Raw genomic sequence first — 24,201 nt, forward strand, 5'->3', positions numbered from 1 at the left:
CCAGGGCTTGCTCGTGCCTCGCGGCGCCCTGGGCTGAGTCCGACGCCCCTTTGGGGCTAGAGCAGGGAGGTGCGTTTGAGACGCAAGAGAATCGACCTGTTTTCAATGGATCGCGGTATGAGCGTGCGAGGTATCACAATCCTTTCGGGCAGAGGGCGGCAGAGGAAGCTGTTTTGTGAAATACATTTTGGAGTGTCCGTGCGAGTCCCAGTCGGGGATGTGGCCGGCTTGTTCGAAGCCGTGGGCCAGATAAAACTGCGGGGCCTGATAGTCCATGGTGTCGACATAGGCGTGTTTGCAGCCGCGTTCGAGGGCGAGGCGTTCGGCTTCTGCTAGCAGGGCGGCGCTGATGCCTTTGGAGCGGTGTGCGGGATGCACGGACATGATGGAGATGCGCAGCCAGGAGAGCTGGGTTTCGGCGAAGAGGCCGCCGATGACGGAATCGCCGGAATGAGCGAGGATGATGAGGGGGCGGACAGCGTGTTCCGGTTGTTGAAGCTGCACCATGAAGGATGGATTCACCGCCCAATTGTGCTCACGCAGCCACTGGCGGACGAGGTCGCAGCCGGGGGATGAGGTGTCTGGTGCGGTGGTGAGGTGCCAGGCGGTGTGGGGAGCACTCATGACGACTGGTTTCGATAAACGTGCAGCAGATCGGAGACGAGGATGCCGTCGATACGCATGCCTTCGTAGCAGGCGTCTTCGATGCTCATGTGGGAGCAGTTGGCGTTGCGAATGATGGTGCCGGTGAGGTTGACGTCTTCGAGGTGTGAGGACGAAAGGTTGACGTTCACAAACCGGGCGGCTGAGAGATTGACGTCGTTGAAGATGGCGGAGCTGAGCCGGGTGTTGAGGAACTCGGCGTTGCTTAGGTCGGCGTTTTCAGTTTTGGGGGGCATGGCAGGTGAGGACGGTGAGTTGAGTGTTTTGAGGACGGTGGGGAAGAGATGACCGACGGTCATTGAATTTTAGTGATGAACCATTCGACAGTGGCGGAGAGGGTGTGGGTGCCGGACGCGTCGTGGAGTTCGACGTTGATGCTGATGGTGGCACGACCTTTCGCTGTGAGATCGGCGCGGAGCTGGCCGAGGGCTTCGGGCGGTGTGGTGACGGTGGAGGTGAGTGAGCCGCGGGCGGGTTTGCGGAATTTGGATTCAAGGCGGCGGACGACAGGGATGACGCCGGAGTCGGGACCGAAAGCGCGCAGAAGGAACTCGCCGCTGGTGGCTTCTGCCAGTGCGAGCTGAGCGCTGGCGTGGACGGTGCCGAGGTGGTTGAGGTATTGGGGGCCGGAGGGGAGGCGGAGGAACTGCGCAGGGGCGGCGGATGGTTCGAGGCCGAGGAAGCGATTGAAGGGGAGCTCGGTGACGCTGCTAGTCATAGAGGGAGGGGGCAGGAGCTTATTCCAATTGAAACGACACGAGGATGGCCGAGTGCTCTCTGCCGCCTGAGGACGCGTAGATGCGTCGGGCCGGGAGGTTGCTTTCATCGGTGAGAACCCAGGATTCACGGCAGCCTAAAGTGCGGCCGTGGGCGAGCAGGGTTTGCATGAGCTGTTTTCCGATCCCACAGCCTCGATAGGAAGAAGTGACGCCGACTTCATTGATCCAAAGTTCGGGCGGCTTGTCGGGATGTACGTAATGAACTGCTGAAGCCATGCCGATGACCTGGCCTTCAAGCAATGCGACAGCGAGATGATGCCGAGAGTCGGCTAAGAACTCTGCGAGCCAGCGCGGATGGATGGCATGGTCAAACACCTCGGCCGCCACGTTCTCCAAAACATCTGAGTCGGTTTGATCCAGCAGGCGAATGATCACCGATGCATTCATGACAGGGCAGAGATTTGCCTTATCACTTGAGTGTTTGCAAGCGCTCCCAGGCGGAGTCTGACCAGAAGAACTGGGAGTAGTAGAGTTTTGAGTAGTCGTAATGGGCGATGACGCGCTCGACATCAGCGGCTCGGGATTTGAGGATGGCGGAGTCGGGTGCGAGGGTGACGACCCAGGCGGCGGCGGTGGGCTCGCGGACGAACTCGGTTTCTTTGCTGCGACGTGGGGCGACCTTGAGGAACTTTTTCAACTGCAGGTGGGCGAGGTCCTGGGCCTCCTGTTCGGTCTGCTGGGGTTTCCAGTCGGCATTCATGACGCGCCAGTTCATCTCGAAGTGGGAGGTGTCGGCGTTGCCGAATTTCTCCGCCATGGGCAGGCTCTTGAAGGCGAGGTCGGCGCTGGCCTGCAGTCCCTGGGCATAAGCGGTTCGGATGGTGTCATCTTTCTCCATCTCCCACAGTGCACGCACGGCGCCAACACAGGTGCAGGAGGTCCAGGTGTGGTAGCGGGCGTATTCAAAGACCATGCCGTGCTGGCAGATCTCCAGGCGGGTGCGGTTTTCCTTGCCCCCGCGCTCGGCGAGAGAGGTGCGGTAGAGCCGATCCCATTTAGCGTCGCCGGTGACTTGATGGAGGGCTTTGCAGACGAAGAGGAGGCGGGGTGAGCTGTCGAAGCTGAAGCCGCCAAAGCCGCCGCGTTTGCCAAAGGGCTGTTCGGCGGGCATCTGCCATTTCATGGCGACAATGGCCTCGGCAGTCTCGACGAGGTGCTGGGCGATGCGTTGTTTTTCTTCTGCGGTGGCGAGGGCGGAGCTCCAGTAGCGCCAGAGGCCGAGGAACCAAGGGAGGGTCTGGTCATTGGAGCCCATGGGGTAGTGGGATCTGCCGTCCTCAGCGACGCCGCGACCGACGAAGCCTTTGACGTCGCTGATGGAGTTGAGAAGGAGGAGGCCCTGCATGAGCTTGCGGGCCTTGGTGGCGTCTTCCGTGGAGCGGGTGCGCTGCCAGCGGAGGAGGGCGGCGTCCATGTAGAGGCCATTGAACATGGCGCCGTTTTCGATGGGGGCCCACCAGCCGAGGGCGTTGGGTTTGCCGGCGCGGAGTTCTTCGGGGGTGGGGAGTGAGACGGAGCCGTCGAGGTCGGCGAAGTCGATCATGATGCCGAATTTGTCGATGAAGCGGCGCCAGATCTCGGTGTGGGCCTGTGCGGCGGCGGTGGCGACGTCTGCGGCGTGGGCTCTTGGGAGAAGGGCGGCGGCGAGAGAGGCGGTGAGGAAGGTGCGGCGGTGCATGTGACGCATGGTGGATAGGAGCAGGTTTTAACCACTAATCTCACACTAATGTCCGGAGGTGTGTGGTTTTGACGGTGGAATGATGGGGGCTGTGGGCGGGAGATGTGTCGTTTATTTTTGCGGGACGGAAAGGATCTGTGCGTCTTTGAGCAGGCGGGTGCGCAGGGCGGGGTAGCTGACTTGCTGGATGTCCTGGGAATGATCGAGGGCGAGGGAGGCGGCGGTGGCGGCGGACTGGGCGGCGATCATGAAGGTGAACTCGATGCGGTAGGCGCCGTAGGCGACGTAGCTGGAGGAGGGGCAGGTGGGGGTGAGGAGATTGGTGCACTCGGAGGTGTGGGGCACGAGTGCGCGATAGGGGATGCCGCAGGGGATCCAGTCGGCTTCCTTGGATTCATTGAAGACGGCGCCTTCATTCCACACGCGGCTGTCTTTGACGATGCGGCGGGCATGGTGGAGATCGGGCGGCCACCAGATGAGGCCGACGCTGTCGGTGACTGGTTCGGGGTCGGCTTTGCGGACGTGGGCTTCGGTGAGGACGAAGTCGCTCACCATGCGGCGGCCATTGCGGATGTAGAAGATGCGGGGCCAGCCGTCGTTGTCGGTGAATTCGTCTTTGCAGCGGCCCCATGCGGACCAGGTGGTGCGCTGAGCCTCGGGGACGGCGGGATCGTGGGCCATGAACCAGTAAACGCCCTGGATGTAGTCGCGGCTGGTGCGGAGCATGTGCTCGCGCTCGGCGTAGGTGGCGACGGGGTAGCGATGATTCCAGCCGGTGAAGTTGCCGGCGAGGGAGTGCCAGGAGCCGGGGTCGGTTTTGCCATTGGGGAGATTGGCGCCGGGTGGTGAGATGACACCGCCTGCGGCGATGTAGCGGCGCTGAAGTTCGTAGTGAGCGGGATCGTATGCGGCGGGCTTTTCGATGGGAATGCGGTTGGCGGGGTTTTTGGTGAGGCAGAGACGGAAGGCGTAGCCCTGGATGCTTTCGTCTGCGGTGCCGTGCTGACCGAGGGGCGAGTCCTGCACGCCGAAGATGAGGCCGCTGGCGGGTGAGCCGGGGGTGAGATAGGGATCGATGCGCTTATCCAACTGGCCGTGGTGGGTGTCGGTGCGGATGCCGTTTTTGGTTTCCTGGTACTTTGCATTGCCCTCGCGGCCGACGGTGAAGCTGATGCCTGCGAAGGCGAGGAGATCGCCCTCGTAGGTGGCGTCGATGAAGATGCGGGCGCGGACCTCGGTGCCGTTTTCAAAGTGGAGGGCGGTGATGCGGGGGCCGGTTTTGGTGACGCCGTCTTTTTCTTTGAGTCGGTGGCCGCGGAGGACGGTGATGCGGGGTGATTCGCGGACCCAGTCGTCGAAAACGGATTCGGCGACGTGGGGTTCGAAGCCCCAGAGGGATGAGTTTTTGAGACGCTGGCGGACCATCTCGTCGAACTTGGCCTCGCGGTGGTAGCGTGCGCTGATGCGGCGGTAGAACTCGAGGGTGAGACCGCCGACGGCAGGGCTGTTTTGGAACTCCTTGTGGTTGTCGATGTCGGTGCCGCCGAGGCCTTCGACGCTCATGCCGCCGAGGTGCTGGCCGGGCTCGACGAGGATGACGGAGCGGCCTTCTCTGGATGCCTGCACGGCGGCGATGACGCCTGCGCTGGTGCCACCGTAGATGCAGATGTCTGCCTCAGTGGCGGCGTGGAGAGGGAGTGCCAGAAGGGCGGCTAGGAAGAGTAGGCGGCGTGTCATGGGAGGACTATGAGAGGCGCGTGGGGAGTGATTTTGGACGGGGAGTGAGAACGGGGGCGGAAATTTGTGCCGCCGCTACGTGGCTCCGAGAGGGGATGGGGTTCGTCGGGGGCGGGCTGCTCTACGTGCAGAGAATGGGCGCCGGGTTCTGTGACGGGGGATGAAAGACCAACTCTCAAAAATCTTGTCACATTGTCCGAACGGCTGAGCGGCCCCATTGTCTGCGTGAGACGGTGTCTTCGACTTCATGGCGGGTGAGCGTGTCTATTTTTTGCCTGACATTAACGCCATGTGCTGAGGCTGCGTTGAGTGCAACGTGCATTCCGGCCTGTGATGCACATGCTAAGTGCCGACATGCTTGATTAATTCGTCGATCGGACTAACAAATTGCACCGGCCTGAAATGAACATCGTTTCAGCAAAAAGGAAGAGGCATTCTGCCATGATCATTTATCTCGGCTGGTTGAGAGAGACACAAACTACACCGGAGTGCAGCTCCTTCATGTTCACTCGTAACGTCACCCATCATAGATATTCACGCGAATGATCCTCCTTCTGGGCAGCAGCGGGTACCTTGGCCGGGCATTTCAGACCATCCTCGATCAGCGTGGAGAGAAGTACACCACTCTGCCCCGGAGCGAAGCGAACCATACAAGGTTTTCCTCTCTCACTGAATGGCTGCGTGTTCATCAGCCTGAATTTGTCATCAATGCCGCCGGCTACACAGGAAGGCCCAATGTGGACGCGTGTGAAAAAGCCCGAGGGGAAACCCTCGATGGGAATGTTCTCTGGCCCATTGCCCTGGCGCATGCATGCTCCTTGCTGGAGATACCCTTCGGGCACGTCTCTTCAGGCTGCCTGTATAACGGGGCGTACTTGAACGGCGCCCATGGGTGGAATGTGGAGACTGATCTCACCCAAGACGTGGTGGGAGAGATTATCAACAGGTCTCCAAACATGATTCGGGGGTTCAGCGAGGATGATGCCCCCAATTTCACCTTTCGACAATCGAAGTGCAGCTTTTACAGCGGATCCAAGGCTCTGGCGGAGGAGGCCATTGCAGATCTGGGGGAATGCTATTTGTGGCGGCCGCGTCTGCCCTTCGATCATTTCGATCATCCTAAAAACTACCTGTCCAAGCTGCTGAGGTACGAAAAATTATACTCCAATGTCAATTCGCTGTCGCACCGGATGGATTTTGCCAATGCCTGTCTTGATTGCTGGAAGCAAAGAGTTCCCTTTGGCATCTACCATGTCACGAACCCTGGGTATGTGACAACTTCGGAGGTGGTTGAGAGAATCCAAGAAATTCTCCGGCCTGACAAAGCGTTCGCCTTTTGGAAGAACGACCTGGAATTTTACACACATGCCGCCGATGCAGCGCGTTCGAACTGCATTCTGGAAACGAACAAACTGATCGAGGCGGGTGTGCAGATGCGGCCGGTGAAGGAGGCTCTAGAAGAAGCGTTGAGATTTTGGAAGCCTGAGCACTTGCACTGATGATGAAGTGCAGCATGAGGCGGAATCCGAGAAAAGATGGACCTCCCGCAGCCGATGCCGATGGCATTATTTCAGCTGCTCCAGCTTGAGGTTGTCGAGGAAGAAGGCTGTCTTGGTGGTGCCGAGGGAGCTGAAGAGGAGGTAGCCGGCGTTGGACCAGGCGGGTTTGCAGGCGAGGTCGGGGTAGGAGTGTTTGGTGCCATCCTGGCGGGTGAGCTCAAGTGACCATTTGCCTGCGGTGGTGGCGGCGGTGATGGAGACGTGGAACCATTCGCCTGCGGGGATTTTGATGAGCTGTACTTTGCCGTCGGTGCTGGCGGCGAGCTGGTCTTTCTGCCAGCGGAGGTAGGGGCCGTTGCCGAAGTCGAGGTTTTTGCCGCGCATCTCAAAGAACCAGTCGGCGCCGGGCTGGGCCATGACATCGAACTCAGCGTGGAAGGTGCCGGTGGTGTCCCAGGTGGTGGGGTAGATGTCGAGGACGGGATCGTAGCTGTGTTTGAGGTCGGGGGCGTCTTGCACTTTTACGCTTCGTTTGGAGCCGGGGGTGAAGGGGGAGGAAACTTCGTCGGTGACGCCGATGGATTCGCCTTTGTTTTCGTGGGTGTTTTTGGCGCTGCGAATGCCGAGAGTGCCGAGGGCGGCGTGCTCGAAGTCTTGATTGATTTTGTATGCGGGGGCGGGCCAGGGTTTGGCGTCGGTGTCCCAGGCGGGGTAGGTGTGGCCCTTGGCGGCGAGGGTGCGCCATGCGGGGTCGTCTTTTTTCACACCGGCGAGAGTGAGGTCCCAGGGCTTGAAGCCGATTTTTTCGGCGGGGGAGTTGGGCTTGAGGCGGAAGTCGCGTTTGGCGATGTCTTCGAAGAGGGGATCGGCAAAGAGGCTTTCTTTGTCGCGGCCCATCTTGCGCCATTCGTCCCAGGTGAAGTGGGTTTTGGTGAGGGTGGCGGGGATTTTGCCGTCGGTGGGCCAGTAGAGGTTTTTGCGGAAGACGAGGCTGTCTTTGGGATCGCCGCGCTCGGGTTTGTCGAAGAACTTCCAGTTCCATTCGCCGCCATCGAGGAGTGGCGAGGCGGGGTCCCAGACAACGATGTTGTTCATGTAGCGGAAGCGGAGGCGGGCTTCGTTGCGGGAGGCTTGAATTTGCGCGGTGTGGCCGAAGGCGAAGATGTTGTTCCGGACGGTGTTGAAGTAGCCGTAGTGCTGGTGGAAGCCTGCGTTCCAGGTGTCGTGGACGAGGTTGTTTTCCATGAGGGTGTCGGCGCTGCCTTCGTCATTGTAGAGGCCCCAGCCGCCGTAGCGGTGGCTGGCAACGTGGTGGACGTGATTGCCACGGACGATGGTGCCGGGGGAGGTGCCGAGGCCGTAGTAGCCGCCCATGTCGCTGAGGTAGGCCCAGCCGAGGTGGTGGATGTGATTGTTCTCCACTGTGGTCTCGCGGGAGGCGGTGTCGCCGTAGCCCCAATTCCACCCGGCGCTGACGCCGGTGTAGTAAAAGTCAGCGATGTCGCAGTGGGTGACGGAGCTGTGCTGGGTGTGAGTGAAGACGACGCCGCAGGCGCTGGGGTGGAGGCGGCCGCCGTGGTGGATGATGGAGTCGGTGACGGTGATGTGGTGATTGACGCGCTCGTCGGCGGGGCGGCCGGTTTCGCCGACATAGACGCCGCCGCCGCCGAGGTCGTGCAGGTGGCAGTGCTTGACGGTGGAGTCTGAGCAGCCGTTTTTAAACCAGAGGGCGTGCAGGCCGGTGTGGGAGACTTCGCAGTGGGTGAAGTGGATGTTGGTGGAGTCTTCGACCTCGATGCTGCCCTGGGTGGTGGTGGCGGCCTGGGTATCGTGCAGGCCTTCGGCGGGGTAGAGGTGATTGCTGTGCTGGAAGGAGATGCCTTCTAAGCTGACATTGTGTGCGCCTTTGATGGCGAGGAATTTGTCGGCGACGGGGGCGATGACTTCGGCCTTGGTCATGTCTTCGCCGGGGAGGGGGAGGTAGAGGACTTCGCCTTTGGCGCGATCGAGGAACCATTCGCCGGGGGCATCGAGGGCGGCGCGGAAGTTTTCGACCCACCAGCGCTGGTCGGGTTCGAACTCGACGAAGGGATAGCGGGAGCGGCCTTTGATGCGGACGGCGAGGACTTCGTCGTTGAGTTCTTTGATGCGGCACTGACCGACGGCCCAGGCGTGGGTGACGGTGAGGAGGACGTGGTCGCGCTCGGGCTGCGGGATGGATTTGAGGACGTCGTACTGCTCTTTGGCGATGGAGAAGGCGTGGAAGTTCATGTTCTCCTTGAGGTCTGGGAACACGCCTGCGCCGACGGCTTCGGTGATGTGGTAGTAGCCTTTGTTGGGCGAGCGGGCGAGGGTGGCGCGGCGGCCATTGATCCAGAGCTGTTCGAAGGTCCAGGCTTTGTCGGGGAGGGTGGCTTTCCAAAGGCCTCCATCGGTTTTTTGCCAGCCGGTGATGGGTTTGCCGGCGGTGAAGGTGGCGTCTTTGCCAGACCAGGTGACCTGGGAATCCTCAGCGCCGAGGGTGAGGGTTTCGGTAAGAGGGTAAGTGCCGGGGGCTACGACGATGTGTACGGGCTTGGGGGCGGCGCGTGCGGCATCGCGTGCTGCCTGCGGGGTGGAGATAGGACCCGAGGGGGAGAGCTGGATGTCTGCGGCGGATGAGAACGGGACCGCCAGGAGAAGGAGGGCGAGGGTGCGGGGGAGCATGTACCCTTATTCGCGCTGGGGGGCGGGAAGGGCAAGAGGGTAGCCATGCGGGTGACAGAATCCGAATGGCGAAAGCCAAATGAAGGGACGTGCGATTCAGCCGCAGGTGGACCGGATTGATTGACGATTGATGATCAATCGATTTTTGATTTTAGAGGTGTCGATCCTGAGGTGGAGTCGTGGGCTGAAGAGTTAGTGCAGCATCTGGCGGACAGTGGTGGCGACGGGGTAGAGCCAGGTGATCTCGTCGGGAGTGAGGGTGACGGGGGGATAGAGGGGATTGAGGCTGGAGAGGACGATGGAGTGGCCGTGGTCTGCGGTGCTGTAGATGCGGAAGAGGATGTCTCCGCCGAGGCTGTCGCTGAGGCGGGCGATGACGCGGTTGCCGGTGTGGGGGGCGGTGTTGGGGTAGAGGATGGCGAGCTCGCCATCGTGGTGCTGAGGGAGCATGGCGTCTCCGGCGAGGCGCATGGCGAAGGCGTCGGGATCTGTGACGCTGAAGGCGAAGTGCTCGGTGGCGGCGAAGGCGGCGAGGCTGGGGGAGGTGAGATCGCGTGCGGCGGGGATGGTGAGCACGGGGAGCGCGCTGATGCGTGGCATGGCGGACACGGGCGGCAGCGTGGCTGGAGCTGCGGGGGCTTCCTGCGCAGCGGGAGGCTGGGTGAGCGGTGGCGAGGCCGGGGCTGCGGCAGGAGTCTCGTGGAGGGTGGGCTGCGCTGTGGCGGCGGTGCCATGAAGGACTTCGGCCTCGAGCTTTTCAATGAGCTTGATGACGGGGAGGGAGGCGTGGGCGCCATTTTCGATCTTGGTGACGTACTGGCGGGAGACGCCGAGGCGCTGGGCGAGCTTGGGACGAGTGACGCCCATTTTTTCACGCAGGGCGGCGACGCGGAGGGCGAAGGCGTTTTTCCCGCGCTGGAGAGGTTTTTCTTCGGGCATGGAGGGAGCTGGGGCGTCTGGGAAGGGGGCAGAGAGGGTTTCTTCCGCAGGCTGCACGAGGCGGTCCAAAGCGGCGATGGCTTCCGGGGGGAGGCCTGACATGACCGGGGAGGGTGCGGCACTGGTGTCCGGCTGAGGCATGTGCATGGCGAGCTGTTTCAAGTTGGCGGCAGCTTCGAGTTTTTCGATCAGCTGAAATACAGGGCGGGAAGGGGCGAGACGGCCTTTTTCCATGACGCTGACGTAGCTGCGGCCGACGCCGAGCCAGCTGGCGAGCTCGGGCCTGGAGACGCGGAGCTTTTGACGAAGGGACTGGCAGCGTGCGGGGAAGCCGACGAGCTTTTCTTCGGAGACAGGTGAGTGGGGCATAGGTGAAGAGGGTGAGGTTTCAAGGGGTGACGTCGCATTTCGACTGGCATGCACCGGGGGGATTTGGCGCGACCTCCCTCCATGCATAATCTGCGCCAAGAACGTTTTTGGAGGCGGGGTGCATGACAAAAGTACCAAACAGGGGTACATTGAATCGTCGCTTTTTATGCCCTGTCTCTTTTCGTGCGAGGCAAACGGCCGTCAGCGGGGCGACAGCTTTTCAGTGTGCGGCTTGGAAAGGTAAAATGGTGCCGGTGATTTTACTCGCTGTCCGGGTGCGTATCGGTAAGAGTCCGCCGCTTTTTTTTCATGTCCCAGGAATCTCCAGCTCAGCACCAGCCGCCGTTTGAAGTCCCGACTGTCGAGGAGATGGACGCATTGCTGCCGCAGTATGCCTTTGAGAAACTGGCGGCCTTTGGTGGCATGGGGGCGGTGTACCGTGCGCGGCAGGTGAGCCTGGACCGGCCGGTGGCGATCAAAATTTTGCCGCCGGAGTTTGGGCGGCATGAGGACTTTGCCGACCGGTTCAAGTCGGAGGCGCGGGCGATGGCGAAGCTGAACCACACGCACATCGTGGGGGTGTATGACTTTGGCATCACCAAGGAAGGGCACCTGTACCTGGTGATGGAATGGGTGGAGGGGCAGACGCTGCACACGCTGATCCAAAACGGCAGCATTCCAGTGCGCAAGGCCGCCAGCCTGGCGATGCAGCTGTGCGACGCGCTGGCGTTTGCGCATCACCACAAAATTTTGCATCGCGACATCAAGCCGGGGAACATCATGATCAGCGAAGATGATCAGGTGAAGGTGGCGGACTTTGGGCTGGCGAGGCCGATCACGGGCGAGGTGGAAGAAAACCCCTACGGGACGCCGGACTATGCGGCTCCTGAAATTCTCGGCAAAGGTGCGGTGGACCAGCGTGCGGACATTTTTGCCGCAGGGGTGGTGCTGTATGAGATGCTGACGGGGCGAGTGCCGCAGCAGCCGCGACGCTCGGTGACGGAGTTTGCCCCGCTGTCTCCGAAATGGGATGAACTGATTGACCGGGCGACGCATGCCGACCCGGCGCGGCGTTTTCAAGACGTGGGTGAGTTGCGTGCGCACATCGCCATGCTGATCAACCAGGCTGCGCAGGCGGTGAAGGTGGTGGCAGTGGTGGAGGACGAGCCGAAAGCCAAGGCCGGACTCAAGCCGCCGCATTTGGTTTTGATCGGGGCGGCGGTGATCGTCGTCGGCATCGTGCTAGGGATGATGTTCAGAGGTGAGTCGCCGCAGAAGCCGGACATCGCGAGCGCTCCTCCCAAGGCTGAGGAGCCTGTGCCGAAGCCCGAGGAGAAGAGGGTGGTGGAACCGGAGAAGAAGGCTGAGCCGGTGGTGGTGGTGCCTGCGCCTGAACCTGAAATGAAACCTGAGCCGGCACCGCCTCCGGCTGAAAAGAAGGTCGTCGTGGCGCCGGTGCCTGCTCCGGCTGCAATGCCTGAGGCCAAGCCGGTGGAGACACCGAAGGCCATGCCACGCCAGGAAACCCCCGCCGAGGTGATTCAGCGTCTTGACGAAAAGGACGCGGAGCTGGCGGGAATGGTCATGGATTTCGCCGCCCAGTGGCTGGCCAACACGGAGCTGGACACCACGTCTGAAATGCAGGGGCTTGCTGAAAAATACATCCCGGCGCTGCAACGCAGCCTGAGCGGACTGATGCCGCAGCAGCGTGATTTTGTGCTGAGTGAGATCTCGCACATCGCGAACCATGAGCCACTGGACGAGCCAGACGCGCTGTGGCCGGAGGTGCTCAAGACGCTGCGCAAGGCCTACGATGCGCAGAGCGAGGCGATCCAGGGGCGTGCGAGCACGGCGGCGCAAAAAATGCGGGCGGAGCAATGCGAGCTTGTTTTGCAAAAGGCGCGTGAACGTGCTGCCGCAGGCAAGGAGGAAGCGGCGAAACGGGCGGAACTCGTGGCGGGGGAGCTGGCAAAGCTGAAGACGGCACCGTCCATGAAAGCGCTGAGAGAAAGCGTGGCTGGCGCAGCGAGGGCTGGTGCCGAACCGACGGCGGCCGCAGAGCCTGTGCGCTGAGCGTGCATTACAGGATACGCTGTTAAGATTTTTTCCTCGCGGCGGATGCTGTAGAAGGTTATGAATCAAGCATGTCCGAAGAAACCACCTCCAGCGAGCTGCCTTCATTTGATGTCCCGAGCCTGGAGGCGATGGACGCGTACCTGCCGCAGTTTAAGTTTGAAAAGCTGGCGGCATGCGGCGGCATGGGCGCGGTGTACCGGGCCTACCAGGAGAGCCTGGACCGCAGGGTGGCGGTGAAAATCCTGCCGCCGGAGTTTGGGGCGGAAAAAGAGTTTGCCGACCGGTTCAAGGTGGAGGCGAGAGCAATGGCGAAGCTGAACCACACGAACATTGTGGGGGTGTATGACTTTGGCATCACGAGCGGGGGGCACCTGTATCTGGTGATGGAATGGATCGAAGGACGCACGCTGCATGAACTGATTCATCATGGTAACCTCTCGCTGCGGAAGGCGACGAACCTGGCGATGCAGCTGTGCGAGGCGCTGGCCTTTGCGCATGAGCACCAGATCATTCATCGTGACATCAAGCCGGGGAACATCATGGTCAATGACAGCGACCATGTGAAAGTGGCGGACTTTGGACTGGCGCGGCCCGTGTCTGACGAAGCGGAGCAGGAGAATCCTTTTGGCACGCCGGACTATGCTGCGCCGGAGATCCGTGGTGGCAGCGTGGTGGACCATCGGGTGGACATTTACGCGGCGGGTGTGGTGCTCTACGAAATGCTGACCGGCACGATTCCGGGAGAGCCGCGGTGCTCGGTCACGGAGTTTGCCAAAATTTCGACGCGGTGGGATGCGATCGTCGGCAAAGCCATCGACCCCGATCCGGATAAGCGGTATCAGGATGCGGGAGAGCTGCGTGCGCACATCAATGTAGCGATGAAGCAGGCAGCGGAACCTGAGTCGGTTCCAGGTGATGTCATGGCCATCGATCTGGGCATCGGGGTGGGAACAGCCTCGCGAGCTGGCATGGGGGCAGGTTTGGGGGGAGGCCTGCGATTGGGAGGAGGCCCAAGCGCGGGTGTGCCTGCTGCACCTGCTTCGCCGGCACCTGCAGTGCGTGCACCGGGACCGGCTGTGCCGCGAGCGCCGGGTGTGCGTGCGCCCGGCATGCCGGCGGTGGTGGAGAAAAAGAAAGCTGCGCCGCCACAAAAGCCGGCTGGCCGACAGACGTCGCAGCAGCAACAGCTCATGATGGTCATCGGAGTGGTGGCTGTGGTGGTGGTTGGTTTTCTGGCATTGATCTTCTGGCCCTCTTCCAAGAGTGCGTCACGCAGTTCGGCCGAGAATGCGCAGGCAACGCCGGATGAAATTCATGAGGTGATGCAAAACCTGGAGCAGCATGATGCCGAGCTGGCGAGGCTGGTGAACTCGTTTGCCCACGACTGGGCAGCTACGGGAGCGGACAAGAGTCCGAACTCGCCCGTGGCTGAAAAACTGCGCAAGACGCACAATGCTGCGGTGCAGGCCAAGGCCAGGGAACGCATGGAGGCGGCACGGCGCGCGGAGATTGTGGCCTCGGAGATGGCGAAGCTGACGGGGGCGCCGTCGTTAAAGGCGCTCAAGCAGGCGGCAGAGAGGTAGGGGAAGGTTATCGAAGCAGGTTTTCCTTCTGGCGAATCATTGAGCGGATGCTTTCGAGGGAGTGGCTGACTCCGGCGAGGAGCAGGCAAGAGTGCCTGCAGCACTTATGAAAAAGCCGCCACCCGTTTCCGGGTGACGGCGTGGTTTTGACCGGGGTTATTCGCCTTTGCAGCAGTCTTTGCCGCAGACCTTGCCCTTGTCTTTGCAGCAGGCGGCGCAGTTGTCCTTGCAGCACTTTTCACAGGCCTTGCCGGCGGCGAGTGCGGTGCCGGAAAGGGCGGCGACGGAGGCTGCGGCGATGAGGGTGAGGATGGTTTTCATGGTATTGGATGTGTTTGTTTGTGTTTCTGAGATGCCCGCTTTGAAGATTCCGGCGTGCGGCGCAGGCATGCGCGTGCCGGGTGTGCCATCGAGTGGCGTGTTGAACTGGCGGTGAGGCCAGACGGCCGGGCAGGCTGTCTAGAGGGCGGCGAAGTCGAGTCCGCAAGAGCGTGAGCTGAGATCACGGCTGCCCGGAGCGTCTGGCTTCCAGACGCGGGGTGCGTGTCTTCAAATCAAGAGAGCGCAGTGCCGCGAATAGAGCGGCGTGGTGCGCAAGGGCGGCCCGTGGTCGTGACGGGGCGCATGAATGAAAAGAGCCGCTGAGGTGAGGCTGAGGGGCGGAAGGGCGTGCCAGACGGGCGCAGCCAGCAGCTTCAGGGCAGGGGCGGGGGCTTTGACGAAAGTGGCGGCGACATCGCGTGCGGTTTCGTGCCTGGCGCAGGGGCAGTTTGGCTCCTGGGAATGCTCGGATGCCGAGTGCTGCTTTTTGGCGCAGCAACTGGCGACTTCTTTCTGCTGCGGAGCCGCGACGCAGCACCAGCACATCGGGAGTCCGATGCAGAGGGTGAGGATCAGGGCTGTGAGGCGGGTGAGCATGTCGTGCTGTCAGATGCAGGAACGATCGATTTTATTCCAAGGTTGCAAGCAATTGGTGTGCCGGGGTTGCTGCGGAGTGTGCGGTGGATGTGCGCGAAGCGGGGGCTTGGGTGGGAAGGACAGGCCAGAGGCACTGTCTCTCCTGGACAGCCGGGACGGCTATCCTCCGAGGTGGGCGAAAAAAACGCCGCGCGGTTTCCCGGGCGGCGTTTTTTGGGTGAAGTGGTGACGGAGCTGTTAGCGGAAGCTCTTGGCGAAGTCGTCGGATGTGGCCTTGGCGACGACTTTGGTCTTTTGGAAGGTGGATTTTTCACCTTTCTCAATGAGGAGGTTTTCGTAGTCGGCTGAGGACATGGGGAGCTCGATGGTCTTGTCCTGCCAGGTGGAGAGGAGGATGGCGTTGGCGAGCTCGACGCTGCGGATGCCCTCTTCGGCGGGGGAGAGGAGTTTCTCGCCCTTGAGGATGGCGTTGGTGAAGTTTTGGAGGATCTCGATGTGCTGGCCGCCGGTCTGGTCCACATGGATGTCCATGTGCCAGCTTTCGGGCATGGCGAAGGCGGCCTCTGCCTCCATGCAGAACTTGCTCATCTGCTGGCGGTTGCGCTGGAAGTGGATGCGGGTGCCGTCGGTGACGGTGAGGCGGCCCTGCTCGGCGGAGATTTCGAGCTTGTTGATGCCGGGGGCTTCGCCGGTGCTGGTGACGAAGGTGGCGGTGGTGCCGTTGTCGTACTGCATGACGGCGGTGACGTCGTCCTCGACCTCGATCTCATGGAAGCGGCCGAACTGGCAGAAGCCGCGGACTTTTTGCGGCATGCCGAAGAGCCACTGGAAGAGGTCGAGATTGTGAGGGCACTGGTTCATGAGGACGCCGCCGCCCTCGCCCTTCCAAGTGCCGCGCCAGCCGCCGGTGGCGTAGTAGTAGTTGGTGCGGAACCAGTTGGTGACCTCCCAGTGGACGCGGCGGATGGCGCCGAGCTCGCCGCTGTCGATGAGGTCCTTGACCTTCTTGAAGCAGGCGTTGGTGCGCATGTTGAACATGGCGGCGAAGATCTTGCTCTTGTCGGTGTGGGCGGCGATGAGGCGCTCGCAGTCGGCCTTGTGCACGGAGATGGGCTTTTCCACGAGGACATTCAGACCGGCCTTGAGGGCCTCGATGCCGATGGTGGTGTGGCTGAAGTGGGGGGTGCAGATGAGGATGGCGTCGATGTGGCCACTGCGGATCATGGCATTGACATCGGTGAAGGCCTTTTCGCCTTCGACGAGGTTCGGCAGGGTGCCGACGCTCTCGCATAGCGCGGTGACGCGCAGGCCGGGGATTTTGCCCGCACGAATGTTTGCAAGGTGTGCCTTGCCCATGTTTCCAAGCCCAACGATGCCGAGTCTGACGGTTTCCATGGCGCGAGCGTAGCGGGGCAAGCGGAACGGTCAAGCGACTCAACAGTTGCGCTTTCGCGCCCCAGCCTGCATTTTACCTTTATGCGCCCGACCCGCCGCCTCCGAGAACTGCTGATCCTCGTCATGGGGTGTGTGGTGGCGGCGCTGCTCAGCCCCCACCTTATGGCAGACGATCTTCGCATTGGCATCATCGGGCTGGACACGTCTCATTCGGAGCAGTTCACTCTGCGCCTGAACGATCCTGCGAACCCGAACCACATACCTGGCGCGAGGGTGGTGGCGGCGTACCCTGGGGGCAGCCCTGACATCGAGGAGAGCAAGACGCGGATCGATGGCTTTACGGCGACGGTGAGGGACAAGTTTGGCGTGCGGATCGTGGGGAGTGTGGCGGAGGCGTGCAAGGATGTGGACGCGGTGCTGCTGCTGAGCCTGGAGGGGCGGCCAAGGCTGGAGCAGATGAAGCAGATCATTGCGGCGGGCAAACCGGTGTTTATGGACAAGCCGGTGGCGGCGTCGCTGAAGGATGTGGTGGAGATCTACAAGCTGGCGGCGGCGGCTCAGGTGCCGGTGTTCAGCGCCTCGGCGGTGCGGTGGTACCCGGGGGTGCTGGAGGTGGCGAATGCGGAGCCGACTCCGGCGCGCGGTGTGATCTCCTACGGGCCGGCGCATGTGCTGCCATTCCACCCGGACCTGTTTTTTTACGGCATCCACCCGACGGAGGCGCTCTTTACGGTGATGGGGCCCGGGTGCCTTTCGGTGGTGCGTACGACGACGCCGTCTGAGTCGGTCGTGACAGGGGTGTGGGCCGGCGGGCGCACGGGGACGCTGCAGGCGATCCATGAGGGGGCGATGAGCTACAAGCTGATCCGGTTTGGCGACAAGCAGATCACGGAGCAGAAGTCCGAGGGGGACTACACGCCGATGCTGCGTGAGATTGTGAAGTTTTTCCAGAGCAAGCAGCCGCCTGTGTCGCCGAAGCAGACGCTGGAGATTTATGCGTTTATGGCGGCGGCTGAGGAGAGCAAGAACCGCGACGGGGGCCGTGTGACGCTGAGAGAAGTGATGGTGAAAGCCGGGGCGCCGGAGGCGTGGCTGCCGGAGGACGGGAAGGTGAAGCACGAGGCGCCGAAGTCGGTGCCGAAGGGGCTGCCGAAGCCGGGCGGGTCGTGAGTGGGCTGGCAGGAGACCGCTGGTGAGCGGGTTTATTCGGCGTTTTGGACCTGCTCGCGGATTTTTTCGAGCTCGGTTTTGGCGGTGACGACGTGGTGGGCGATCTCGGCGTTGTTGCACTTGGAGCCCATGGTGTTGAATTCGCGGAAGAACTCCTGGAGGAGGAAGTCGAGGCTGCGGCCGGCGGGGGCAGCGCCTGCGAGGTAGGTGCGGAACTGCTGGATGTGGCTGGCGGCGCGGGTGAGCTCTTCGGAGATGTCGGTACGGTCGGCGAAGAGGGCGATCTCCTTGACGAGGCGCTCGTCATCCAGGGGGAGGGGGAGGCCGGCGTCTTCGAGGCGCTGGCGGAGGATTTTGCGCTGATGCTCGGGGACGGTGGCGGCTTTGGAGCGGATGGAGTCGAGGAGGGACTCGATCTGGGAGAGTCGGGTCTCGATGTCGCTGCGGAGGCTGGCGCCTTCGGTGGCGCGCATGGTGTTCAATTGCTTCAGGGCGGCGGCAAGGGCCTCCTGAACGGGGGGCCAGGCGTCTTCCGTGGCGATTTCTGTCTGGGCCTGGGTGATGACGCCGGGCAGGCGTGTGACATCTATGAGGGAGATGTCCGGGGGGACGTCCAGTTTCAGCGCCAGGGAGTGGAGGGCGTGGTAGTAGTGGGCGGCTAGCTCCTGATCGACGCGGACGGCCTCGGTGCCCGAGGTGCCGGTTTCGCGGCGGACGGCCACATTGACGCGACCGCGGGATACGGCGGCGGCGACCTCGGTGCGGACGGCGTTTTCGAGCTCTGAGAGCTCACGGGGGAGATTGACGGCGACTTCGAGCTGTTTGCGGTTCACGGAGCTGCATTCGACGCTCCACGTGACGCCGGAGCGCTGAGTTTCGCCGCGGCCAAATCCTGTCATGCTTTTCATAGCCATCAGATGGAACGTGATTTGACTTTGGTAAAGTCCCGGTACGGGGCGGGTGCAGATTCGCCACGATTCCAGTTTGCAAGGTCACGGCTCCGCCCTAGTCTCGCCCTCCCTATGGCAAAAGCGGCTCTCGGCAAAGGACTCGGCGCACTCATCTCGACATCTCCAGCGGTGTCAGGAGTGTCGCGACTGCCTGCACTTGCACAGCCAGCCCCTGGAGACGTGGTGAACCGCGTGACGCTGGACCAGATCGTGCCCAGCCCGCTGCAGCCGCGCAAGGAGTTCCAGCCGGAGATGCTGACGGAGCTGATGGAGTCGATCCGCGAGCATGGGATCATCCAGCCGCTGATCGTGCGGCGTGTGAACGGGAAGCTGGAGCTGATCGCGGGTGAGCGGCGTTTCCGTGCTTCACGGGAGCTGGGCCTGAAGGAAGTGCCGGTGATCGTGCGGGAGGCCAGCGACAAGGACGTGCTGGAGATGGCGCTGATCGAGAACCTGCAGCGTGAGGGGCTGAACCCGATCGAAGAGGCGCAGGCGTACTCGCGGCTGGCGAAGGATTTCCAGATGAGGCAGGAGGACATCGCGCAGCGTGTGGGCAAGAACCGCGCGACGGTGGCGAACACGATGCGACTGCTGGAACTGCCGGCCGGCATCCGTGACATGCTGGTGGGGGCGAAGATTTCGACGGGGCACGCGAAGGTGCTGCTGATGCTGAAACAGCATGAGGAGCAGGAGCGGCTGGCGCAGCAGATCGTGGCGAAGAGCCTGACGGTGCGTGCGACGGAGAAAGCGGTGGATGCGATCCTGCACCCGCCGCCGCCGCCGCAACCGAAGCCGACAGAGACGGACCTGATCCGTGCGATCCAGGCGGTGGAGCAGAAGCTGATCCAGCACCTGACGACCAACGTGAGCATCCACCACGGTGAGAAGAAAGGGCGTGTCGAGATCGACTACTACGGGGTGGAGGACCTGAACCGCATCCTGAGCGTGATCGGAGTGCCGGAAGAGACGTTTGTGGAGGAATAGCGGGCGGCTGCCCGTAATGACGAAACCGGAATGACGAATGACGAAACAGGCATGCGTTTGAAGCTGATGGCATTCGTCATGCGTCCCTTAGTCCTCATAGCCGCGGCTCTGGTGCTGCTGGGCTGCCAGCCCGAAACCCAGGCAGAAACCGCCGATGTGCGGGAGTTTCTCACGCATTATTTTTCGACCTGGTCGGCGAAGGACATGGACGGGTACGGCGCGTGCTTTCACGAGCAGGCGAGGATCGCGTTTGTGCATCAAGGCGTGCCGCAGAGCCAGGGGCTGACGGACTTTTTGCACGGGCAGAAGCTGAGCCACGCCACCACGACGGTGCCGATGACGGAGGTGCCGACGGACATGAAGATCCTGCGTGATGAGCGCACCGCGCAGGCGAGCGTGAGGTGGAAGCTGACGAAGGGGGGCGAGGTGACGCTGGGCACGGATTGCTTTACGCTGATCAAAACCCCCGCGGGGTGGAAAATCATGAGCCTCGTCTTTTACAACGACTGAACGCGAATCACGCATGTCCCAAAAACCTTCCAAATCCACCGCCCCCGAGGCAGAGAACGCAGCCGCGACACGGGGCACGCGCCTTTTTCTGGGGCTTTCATGCTTCCTGGCCGGAGCGGCGATGATGATCATCGAAATCTGCGCCTACCGCCTGCTGGCGCCGTTTTTTGGCAACAGTGTCTATACGTGGACGGCCTTGATCGGAGTCATCCTGATCGCGTTCAGCGCGGGGGGATATCTGGGCGGGCATCTGGCGGACCGGAAGATGGCGCTCGATCTTCTTGGGTGGCTGCTTTCCGGCTCTGCGGTGCTGACGTTTTTCATTCCGGCGCTGCACACGGTCTTTGCCGCCGGGCTGAGTGCGCAGGGGCTGATCGCGGGACCTGTGATCATTTCGCTGCTGCTGTTTGCGGTGCCGGGGATTTTGCTGGGGGCCGTCTCTCCGGCTGCGGTGAGGTTTTACAGCCTGACGCTGAAGGACACGCATGTGGGGGCGGCGGCGGGGACGATCAGCATGCTGGGCTCTCTGGGCAGTTTTGTGGGCACGTTCCTCTCCGGTTTTTTCCTGCTTTCCACCTTCGGTGTGAGGAGCATCTTTTTTGGCACGGCGGCGCTGCTGCTGGTGCTGGCGGTGGCGGCATTCTTGCTGGCCAAAAACACGTTGAGGCAGCAGGCACCGGTGATCCTGAGCGGCCTGTTTGCGTTTTTCATGAGCTGGATGACGGCGCCGAAGCCCAAGCCGGGGGTGATTTTTGAGCACGAGTCGTTTTACCACCACATCGAGGTGAGCGAGCGAACGGATGGCGATGTGACGCGGCGGGTGCTGCAGCTGGACTCGACCATGGAAGGCGGGATGGATGCGAAGACGGGCGACTTGATCCTGCCGTATCAGCAGTACTGGAAGCTGGCTCTGCTGCGCGAGCCGGCGAAGGTGGGTAGCGCGCTGTTCATCGGGGCGGGCGCGTTTGGCATGCCGGAGAATGTGTCGCGTGAGTTTCCTGAAGCGGCGGTGGATGTGGTGGAGATCGACCCGCAGGTGATCGAGGTGGGGCGCAAGTTTTTCAAACTGGACGAGCACCCGCGAGTGAAGGCGCATGCGGGTGATGCGCGGCGGTACCTGCTGCAAAGCGGCGGGAAAAAGTGGGATATGATCTTTGGGGATGCGTACAACGGCATCCGGCAGATCCCGCCGCACCTGGCGACGCAGGAGTTTTATCAGCAGATCGCGGATCATCTGGAGCCGAAGGGGGTTTTTATCATGAACATCATCGCGGCCATCACCGGGCCGAAGGCGGAACTGACATCCGGGATGCTGGCGACGGTGAGAAAAGTGTTTCCGCATGTGGAGGTTTTTGCGGTGGGGTATCGGCGGGATGAAACGCAGAATGTCATCCTGATGGCGTCACGTGAGGATTTGAAGCCGCTCATTCAGGACCGCTATGTGCAGCAGGGCTCATGGCAGGAGAGTCTGATCAAGACGCATGTGCCGAAGGGGACGGTGCCCCACGCCTCCTATGTGTTCACGGATGATCACAATCCTGTGGATGCGATCATTGCGCGGGGGCTGCTGGAGTAGCGGATGTTTCGCCAGAGGGCTCTGAGCTGGGGACGGTCACCGGTGTGTTTGCCGTGCGCCGATGGACGGGCGGGCTGACGCCACACCCATCCTACGGACGGAGTGCGCACGCTGATGGAAGCAGTGACTACTTTTCCAAGGGCTTCGCCGCAGGGGCGAGGGCTGGGGCGACGAAGGCGTCGAAGACGAGGACGCCTTTGAGGGAATCGACGGCGCGTTCGAGCTGCTTGTCGCCGAGACTGGCGAGCTCGAGGGCGGCGGCTTCGCCGGTGCCGTGGGATGCGCGCCATTTGGCGATGCGGAGCTCCTCCTCGGAGGTGAGGGCGGAGACGATGTTGGGCTCGACGCCGTTTTCGTGAATGGTGCGGTGGCTGGGGGTGTAGTACTTCGCGGTGGTGAGGCGCATGGCGGCACCGTTTTTCATGGGCAGGATGGTCTGGACGCTGCCTTTGCCGAAGCTGGTGGTGCCGACGATGATGGCGCGCTTGAGGTCCTGCAGGGCGCCGGCGGTGATCTCTGAGGCGCTGGCGCTGCCCTGATTGATGAGGACGGCGATGGGGTATTTGCGGGGCTCTTTGCCGCTGCGCGAGGGGGTGCGGAAGGGCGGGGGATTTTGCGAGGCGACGCGGCCCTCGGTGGTGACGACGACGGTGCCTTCGGGGAGGAATTCGCCGCAGACGGCGACGGCGCTGTCCACGAGGCCGCCGGGGTTGTTGCGCAGGTCGAGAACGAAGGCTTTCATGCCCTGCTTTTCGAGTTGATCGAGGGCTTTGCTGAGCTCGCGTGGGGTGGGCTGGTTGTACTGGGAGATGCGGGCGTAGCCGATCTTGTAGTCTCCGGCCATTTTGGGCGAGAGCAGCATGGGGTCGTGCACGGAGGTCTCGGCGAGGGTTTCGTGCTTCACCTTGAACTCGAGGAACTGCTTGGTGCCGGGGCGGCGGACGGTGAGGCGGACTTCATCGCCGGCCTTGCCTTTGAGAAGCTGCATGGCCTCGGCGATGCCGACGGAGTCGGTGAGGACGTCGTTGATGCGGACGATCTGGTCGCCGGAGAGAACGCCTGCGGCATTGGCGGGGCCGTCTTCGCGGACGGTGATGATGGTGAGGATGCCCTGGCGGAGGGCGATGGTGATGCCGATGCCCTCAGAGGTGTCGCTCTGCTCGCGCTGCATGTCTTCGAAGAGGGACTTGCCCATGTATTCGCAATGGGGGTCGAGCTTGTGGAGCATGCCTTCGAGGGCGCCTTCGACGAGCTCGGCGTAGGTGATCTTGGACTCGTCCACGTAGTTCTGACGCACCATCTCCATGGCGCGGGTGAGCATCTCGATCTGGATGTAGGCGTCCTCGGGCGGCGGCTTGACGGGCGGGGAGGCTGGGGTTTTGGAGTCTGGCTGGGGAGCGGGCTTGGGCTCGGCGGGTTTTGGGGCGGGCTTGGACGCTGGCGCTGGGGTGGCTGCGGGAGTCGCGGCGGGCGCAGGAGTAGGGGACGGAGGAGCGGCGTGGAGACTTACGCTGAGGGCCAGGAGGGAGAGGAGTGCGGGGGCGCGACGCATGGGGGCACAGTGAACGAATTCGCCGTATGCGACAGGGGAAAATTCATCTGGCTGGCGCTGGTCTGTCGGCAGTTGATCAAGGCTGATTCCGTCCCACTCTAGGCGTCTGCATGAATCCGGTTTCCCGACAATCCTCAGAGCCAGGATCCTCCGGCTCATTTTTGAGCGCGTTGATCGGCGACGGCACTCCGCTGATTTTGCTGACGGCGCTGGCCCTGGCAGCCTCGGGCGGCTTTGCCTTGTTTCTGTCCGTCACAGGAGCGTTTCTGCCGCACGACATTGCCTTTCTGCGCATGCAGCCGGAGGATCTGTGCCGCATCAATGAGTGTCGGATCGTGCATTTCATGATTCACGACCGCTTTTCCTTTGGCGGAGTCCTGATCGCGATCTCGGTGCTGTATGCATGGCTGGCCTTGTTTCCCTTGCGGCAAGGAGAGGCCTGGGCGTGGCGGCTGCTGGCGCTCAGTGGGGTAATCGGCTTTGGCAGCTTCCTGGCTTACATCGGCTACGGCTACCTGGACAGCTGGCATGGTACGGGCACGCTGCTGCTGCTGCCGATCTTTGTCGTGGGGATGGCTCTGACGCGGAGAAAGGTGACGTCATGGCCTGTATGGGGGAGCATGCTGAGCTCCACATGGCGGACGACGAGTTGGAAGAGCTCAGAGGGCATCGCCAGACTGTGCCTGCTGGGGACAGGCGTGGGGATGATCGGAGCGGGAGCGGTCATCTCCCTGGTGGGAGTGACGTGTGTGTTTGTGCCGGAGGACATTCGGTTCATCGGGCTGACGGCGGTGCAGCTTGATGCGATCAATCCGCGTCTCATTCCTTTGATCGCGCATGACCGGGCAGGATTCGGCGGAGGGCTGCTGACATCAGGGCTTTTGGTGCTGGGAATTGTATGGAAGGCCAGGCCGGTGCGTTCGATGTGGGAGGCTATGCTGGTGGCAGGGCTAGCAGGATTCGGCTGCGCCATCGGAGTCCATTACCCCATAGGATATGTGGACTGGTACCACCTGGCTCCGGGGTGGGGCGGGCTGGTGCTTTTCGTGACCGGCATGTGGCTGGCGCGGCCTTTTTTTATGAGAGAGGAAAGCTAGGCGAGTGGAATGCACGCGCA

21 protein-coding genes are annotated in these 24,201 nt (G+C 62.1%); 8 read left to right on the forward strand and 13 right to left on the reverse strand.

The window, feature by feature from the left end:
• Nucleotides 1-102: 102 nt before the first annotated feature.
• The 6 genes from ACFQDI_RS06115 to ACFQDI_RS06140 form a co-directional block, all read right to left on the reverse strand.
• On the reverse strand, nt 103-624 hold the full coding sequence (locus tag ACFQDI_RS06115; protein WP_377164498.1) for a GNAT family N-acetyltransferase: 522 nt from the start codon (nt 622-624) through the stop codon (nt 103-105).
• Nucleotides 621-899: a pentapeptide repeat-containing protein gene (locus tag ACFQDI_RS06120; RefSeq protein WP_377164500.1), complete on the reverse strand. Its 279-nt coding sequence runs from the start codon at nt 897-899 to the stop codon at nt 621-623. The genes ACFQDI_RS06115 and ACFQDI_RS06120 overlap by 4 nt, the downstream gene beginning before the upstream one ends.
• Before the next feature lie 59 nt (nt 900-958).
• The gene (locus ACFQDI_RS06125; RefSeq protein ID WP_377164502.1) at nt 959-1,381 is read right to left on the reverse strand and encodes a PaaI family thioesterase; all 423 of its coding nucleotides are present in this window, start codon (nt 1,379-1,381) and stop codon (nt 959-961) included.
• A gap of 19 nt (nt 1,382-1,400) precedes the next feature.
• Nucleotides 1,401-1,829, reverse strand: a complete 429-nt coding sequence (locus tag ACFQDI_RS06130; RefSeq protein WP_377164504.1) for a GNAT family N-acetyltransferase — start codon at nt 1,827-1,829, stop codon at nt 1,401-1,403.
• A gap of 22 nt (nt 1,830-1,851) precedes the next feature.
• Entirely contained in the window at nt 1,852-3,120 is a 1,269-nt protein-coding gene (locus tag ACFQDI_RS06135) for a hypothetical protein (protein WP_377164506.1), read from the reverse strand.
• Nucleotides 3,121-3,231: 111 nt separating this feature from the next.
• Complete coding sequence (locus tag ACFQDI_RS06140) at nt 3,232-4,857, reverse strand: FAD-dependent oxidoreductase (protein WP_377164508.1); 1,626 nt, start codon at nt 4,855-4,857, stop codon at nt 3,232-3,234.
• A 542-nt stretch (nt 4,858-5,399) separates the two neighbouring features.
• On the opposite strand from ACFQDI_RS06140, the gene ACFQDI_RS06145 reads away from it, so the two are divergent.
• Nucleotides 5,400-6,356, forward strand: coding sequence for a sugar nucleotide-binding protein (locus ACFQDI_RS06145; protein ID WP_377164510.1), 957 nt, complete (start codon nt 5,400-5,402; stop codon nt 6,354-6,356).
• A gap of 66 nt (nt 6,357-6,422) precedes the next feature.
• Here ACFQDI_RS06145 and ACFQDI_RS06150 read toward each other — a convergent pair whose 3' ends face one another.
• Both ACFQDI_RS06150 and ACFQDI_RS06155 read right to left on the reverse strand, forming a co-directional pair.
• Complete coding sequence (locus ACFQDI_RS06150) at nt 6,423-9,062, reverse strand: right-handed parallel beta-helix repeat-containing protein (protein WP_377164512.1); 2,640 nt, start codon at nt 9,060-9,062, stop codon at nt 6,423-6,425.
• 192 nt (nt 9,063-9,254) lie between these two features.
• On the reverse strand, nt 9,255-10,370 hold the full coding sequence (locus tag ACFQDI_RS06155; RefSeq protein ID WP_377164514.1) for a helix-turn-helix domain-containing protein: 1,116 nt from the start codon (nt 10,368-10,370) through the stop codon (nt 9,255-9,257).
• A 309-nt stretch (nt 10,371-10,679) separates the two neighbouring features.
• On the opposite strand from ACFQDI_RS06155, the gene ACFQDI_RS06160 reads away from it, so the two are divergent.
• The gene (locus ACFQDI_RS06160) at nt 10,680-12,443 is read left to right on the forward strand and encodes a serine/threonine-protein kinase (protein ID WP_377164516.1); all 1,764 of its coding nucleotides are present in this window, start codon (nt 10,680-10,682) and stop codon (nt 12,441-12,443) included.
• Nucleotides 12,444-12,514: 71 nt separating this feature from the next.
• Entirely contained in the window at nt 12,515-14,029 is a 1,515-nt protein-coding gene (locus ACFQDI_RS06165) for a serine/threonine-protein kinase (RefSeq protein ID WP_377164518.1), read from the forward strand.
• A gap of 156 nt (nt 14,030-14,185) precedes the next feature.
• On the opposite strand, the gene ACFQDI_RS06170 is transcribed toward ACFQDI_RS06165, so the two are convergent.
• The 3 genes from ACFQDI_RS06170 to ACFQDI_RS06180 form a co-directional block, all read right to left on the reverse strand.
• Entirely contained in the window at nt 14,186-14,350 is a 165-nt protein-coding gene (locus ACFQDI_RS06170) for a hypothetical protein (protein WP_377164520.1), read from the reverse strand.
• Between the two features lie 228 nt (nt 14,351-14,578).
• Nucleotides 14,579-14,947, reverse strand: a complete 369-nt coding sequence (locus tag ACFQDI_RS06175) for a hypothetical protein (RefSeq protein ID WP_377164522.1) — start codon at nt 14,945-14,947, stop codon at nt 14,579-14,581.
• 237 nt (nt 14,948-15,184) lie between these two features.
• Nucleotides 15,185-16,342, reverse strand: coding sequence for a Gfo/Idh/MocA family protein (locus ACFQDI_RS06180; RefSeq protein WP_377164524.1), 1,158 nt, complete (start codon nt 16,340-16,342; stop codon nt 15,185-15,187).
• 81 nt (nt 16,343-16,423) lie between these two features.
• Between ACFQDI_RS06180 and ACFQDI_RS06185 the strand changes: the two genes are divergently transcribed.
• A complete protein-coding gene (locus ACFQDI_RS06185) occupies nt 16,424-17,512 on the forward strand; it encodes a Gfo/Idh/MocA family protein (protein ID WP_377164526.1) in 1,089 nt (362 codons plus the stop codon).
• A gap of 32 nt (nt 17,513-17,544) precedes the next feature.
• Here the strand turns inward: ACFQDI_RS06185 and ACFQDI_RS06190 are convergent, their stop codons facing one another.
• Nucleotides 17,545-18,420 (reverse strand): YicC/YloC family endoribonuclease, encoded by an 876-nt coding sequence (locus ACFQDI_RS06190; protein ID WP_377164528.1) that lies wholly within the window; start codon nt 18,418-18,420, stop codon nt 17,545-17,547.
• Nucleotides 18,421-18,534: 114 nt separating this feature from the next.
• Between ACFQDI_RS06190 and ACFQDI_RS06195 the strand changes: the two genes are divergently transcribed.
• The 3 genes from ACFQDI_RS06195 to ACFQDI_RS06205 all read left to right on the forward strand — a co-directional run bounded on the left by ACFQDI_RS06195 (nt 18,535) and on the right by ACFQDI_RS06205 (nt 21,532).
• Entirely contained in the window at nt 18,535-19,446 is a 912-nt protein-coding gene (locus ACFQDI_RS06195) for a ParB/RepB/Spo0J family partition protein (protein WP_377164530.1), read from the forward strand.
• A gap of 78 nt (nt 19,447-19,524) precedes the next feature.
• On the forward strand, nt 19,525-19,956 hold the full coding sequence (locus tag ACFQDI_RS06200; RefSeq protein WP_377164532.1) for a nuclear transport factor 2 family protein: 432 nt from the start codon (nt 19,525-19,527) through the stop codon (nt 19,954-19,956).
• Nucleotides 19,957-19,969: 13 nt separating this feature from the next.
• Entirely contained in the window at nt 19,970-21,532 is a 1,563-nt protein-coding gene (locus ACFQDI_RS06205) for a fused MFS/spermidine synthase (RefSeq protein WP_377164534.1), read from the forward strand.
• 127 nt (nt 21,533-21,659) lie between these two features.
• On the opposite strand, the gene ACFQDI_RS06210 is transcribed toward ACFQDI_RS06205, so the two are convergent.
• Entirely contained in the window at nt 21,660-23,084 is a 1,425-nt protein-coding gene (locus tag ACFQDI_RS06210; protein WP_377164536.1) for a S41 family peptidase, read from the reverse strand.
• 110 nt (nt 23,085-23,194) lie between these two features.
• Here ACFQDI_RS06210 and ACFQDI_RS06215 point away from each other — a divergent pair, with 110 nt between their 5' ends.
• Complete coding sequence (locus tag ACFQDI_RS06215; RefSeq protein WP_377164538.1) at nt 23,195-24,181, forward strand: hypothetical protein; 987 nt, start codon at nt 23,195-23,197, stop codon at nt 24,179-24,181.
• The last annotated feature ends 20 nt before the right edge of the window (nt 24,182-24,201 follow it).

Origin of the sequence: Prosthecobacter fluviatilis, assembly GCF_042655725.1 — a bacterium.
Taxonomy (GTDB): domain Bacteria; phylum Verrucomicrobiota; class Verrucomicrobiia; order Verrucomicrobiales; family Verrucomicrobiaceae; genus Prosthecobacter; species Prosthecobacter fluviatilis.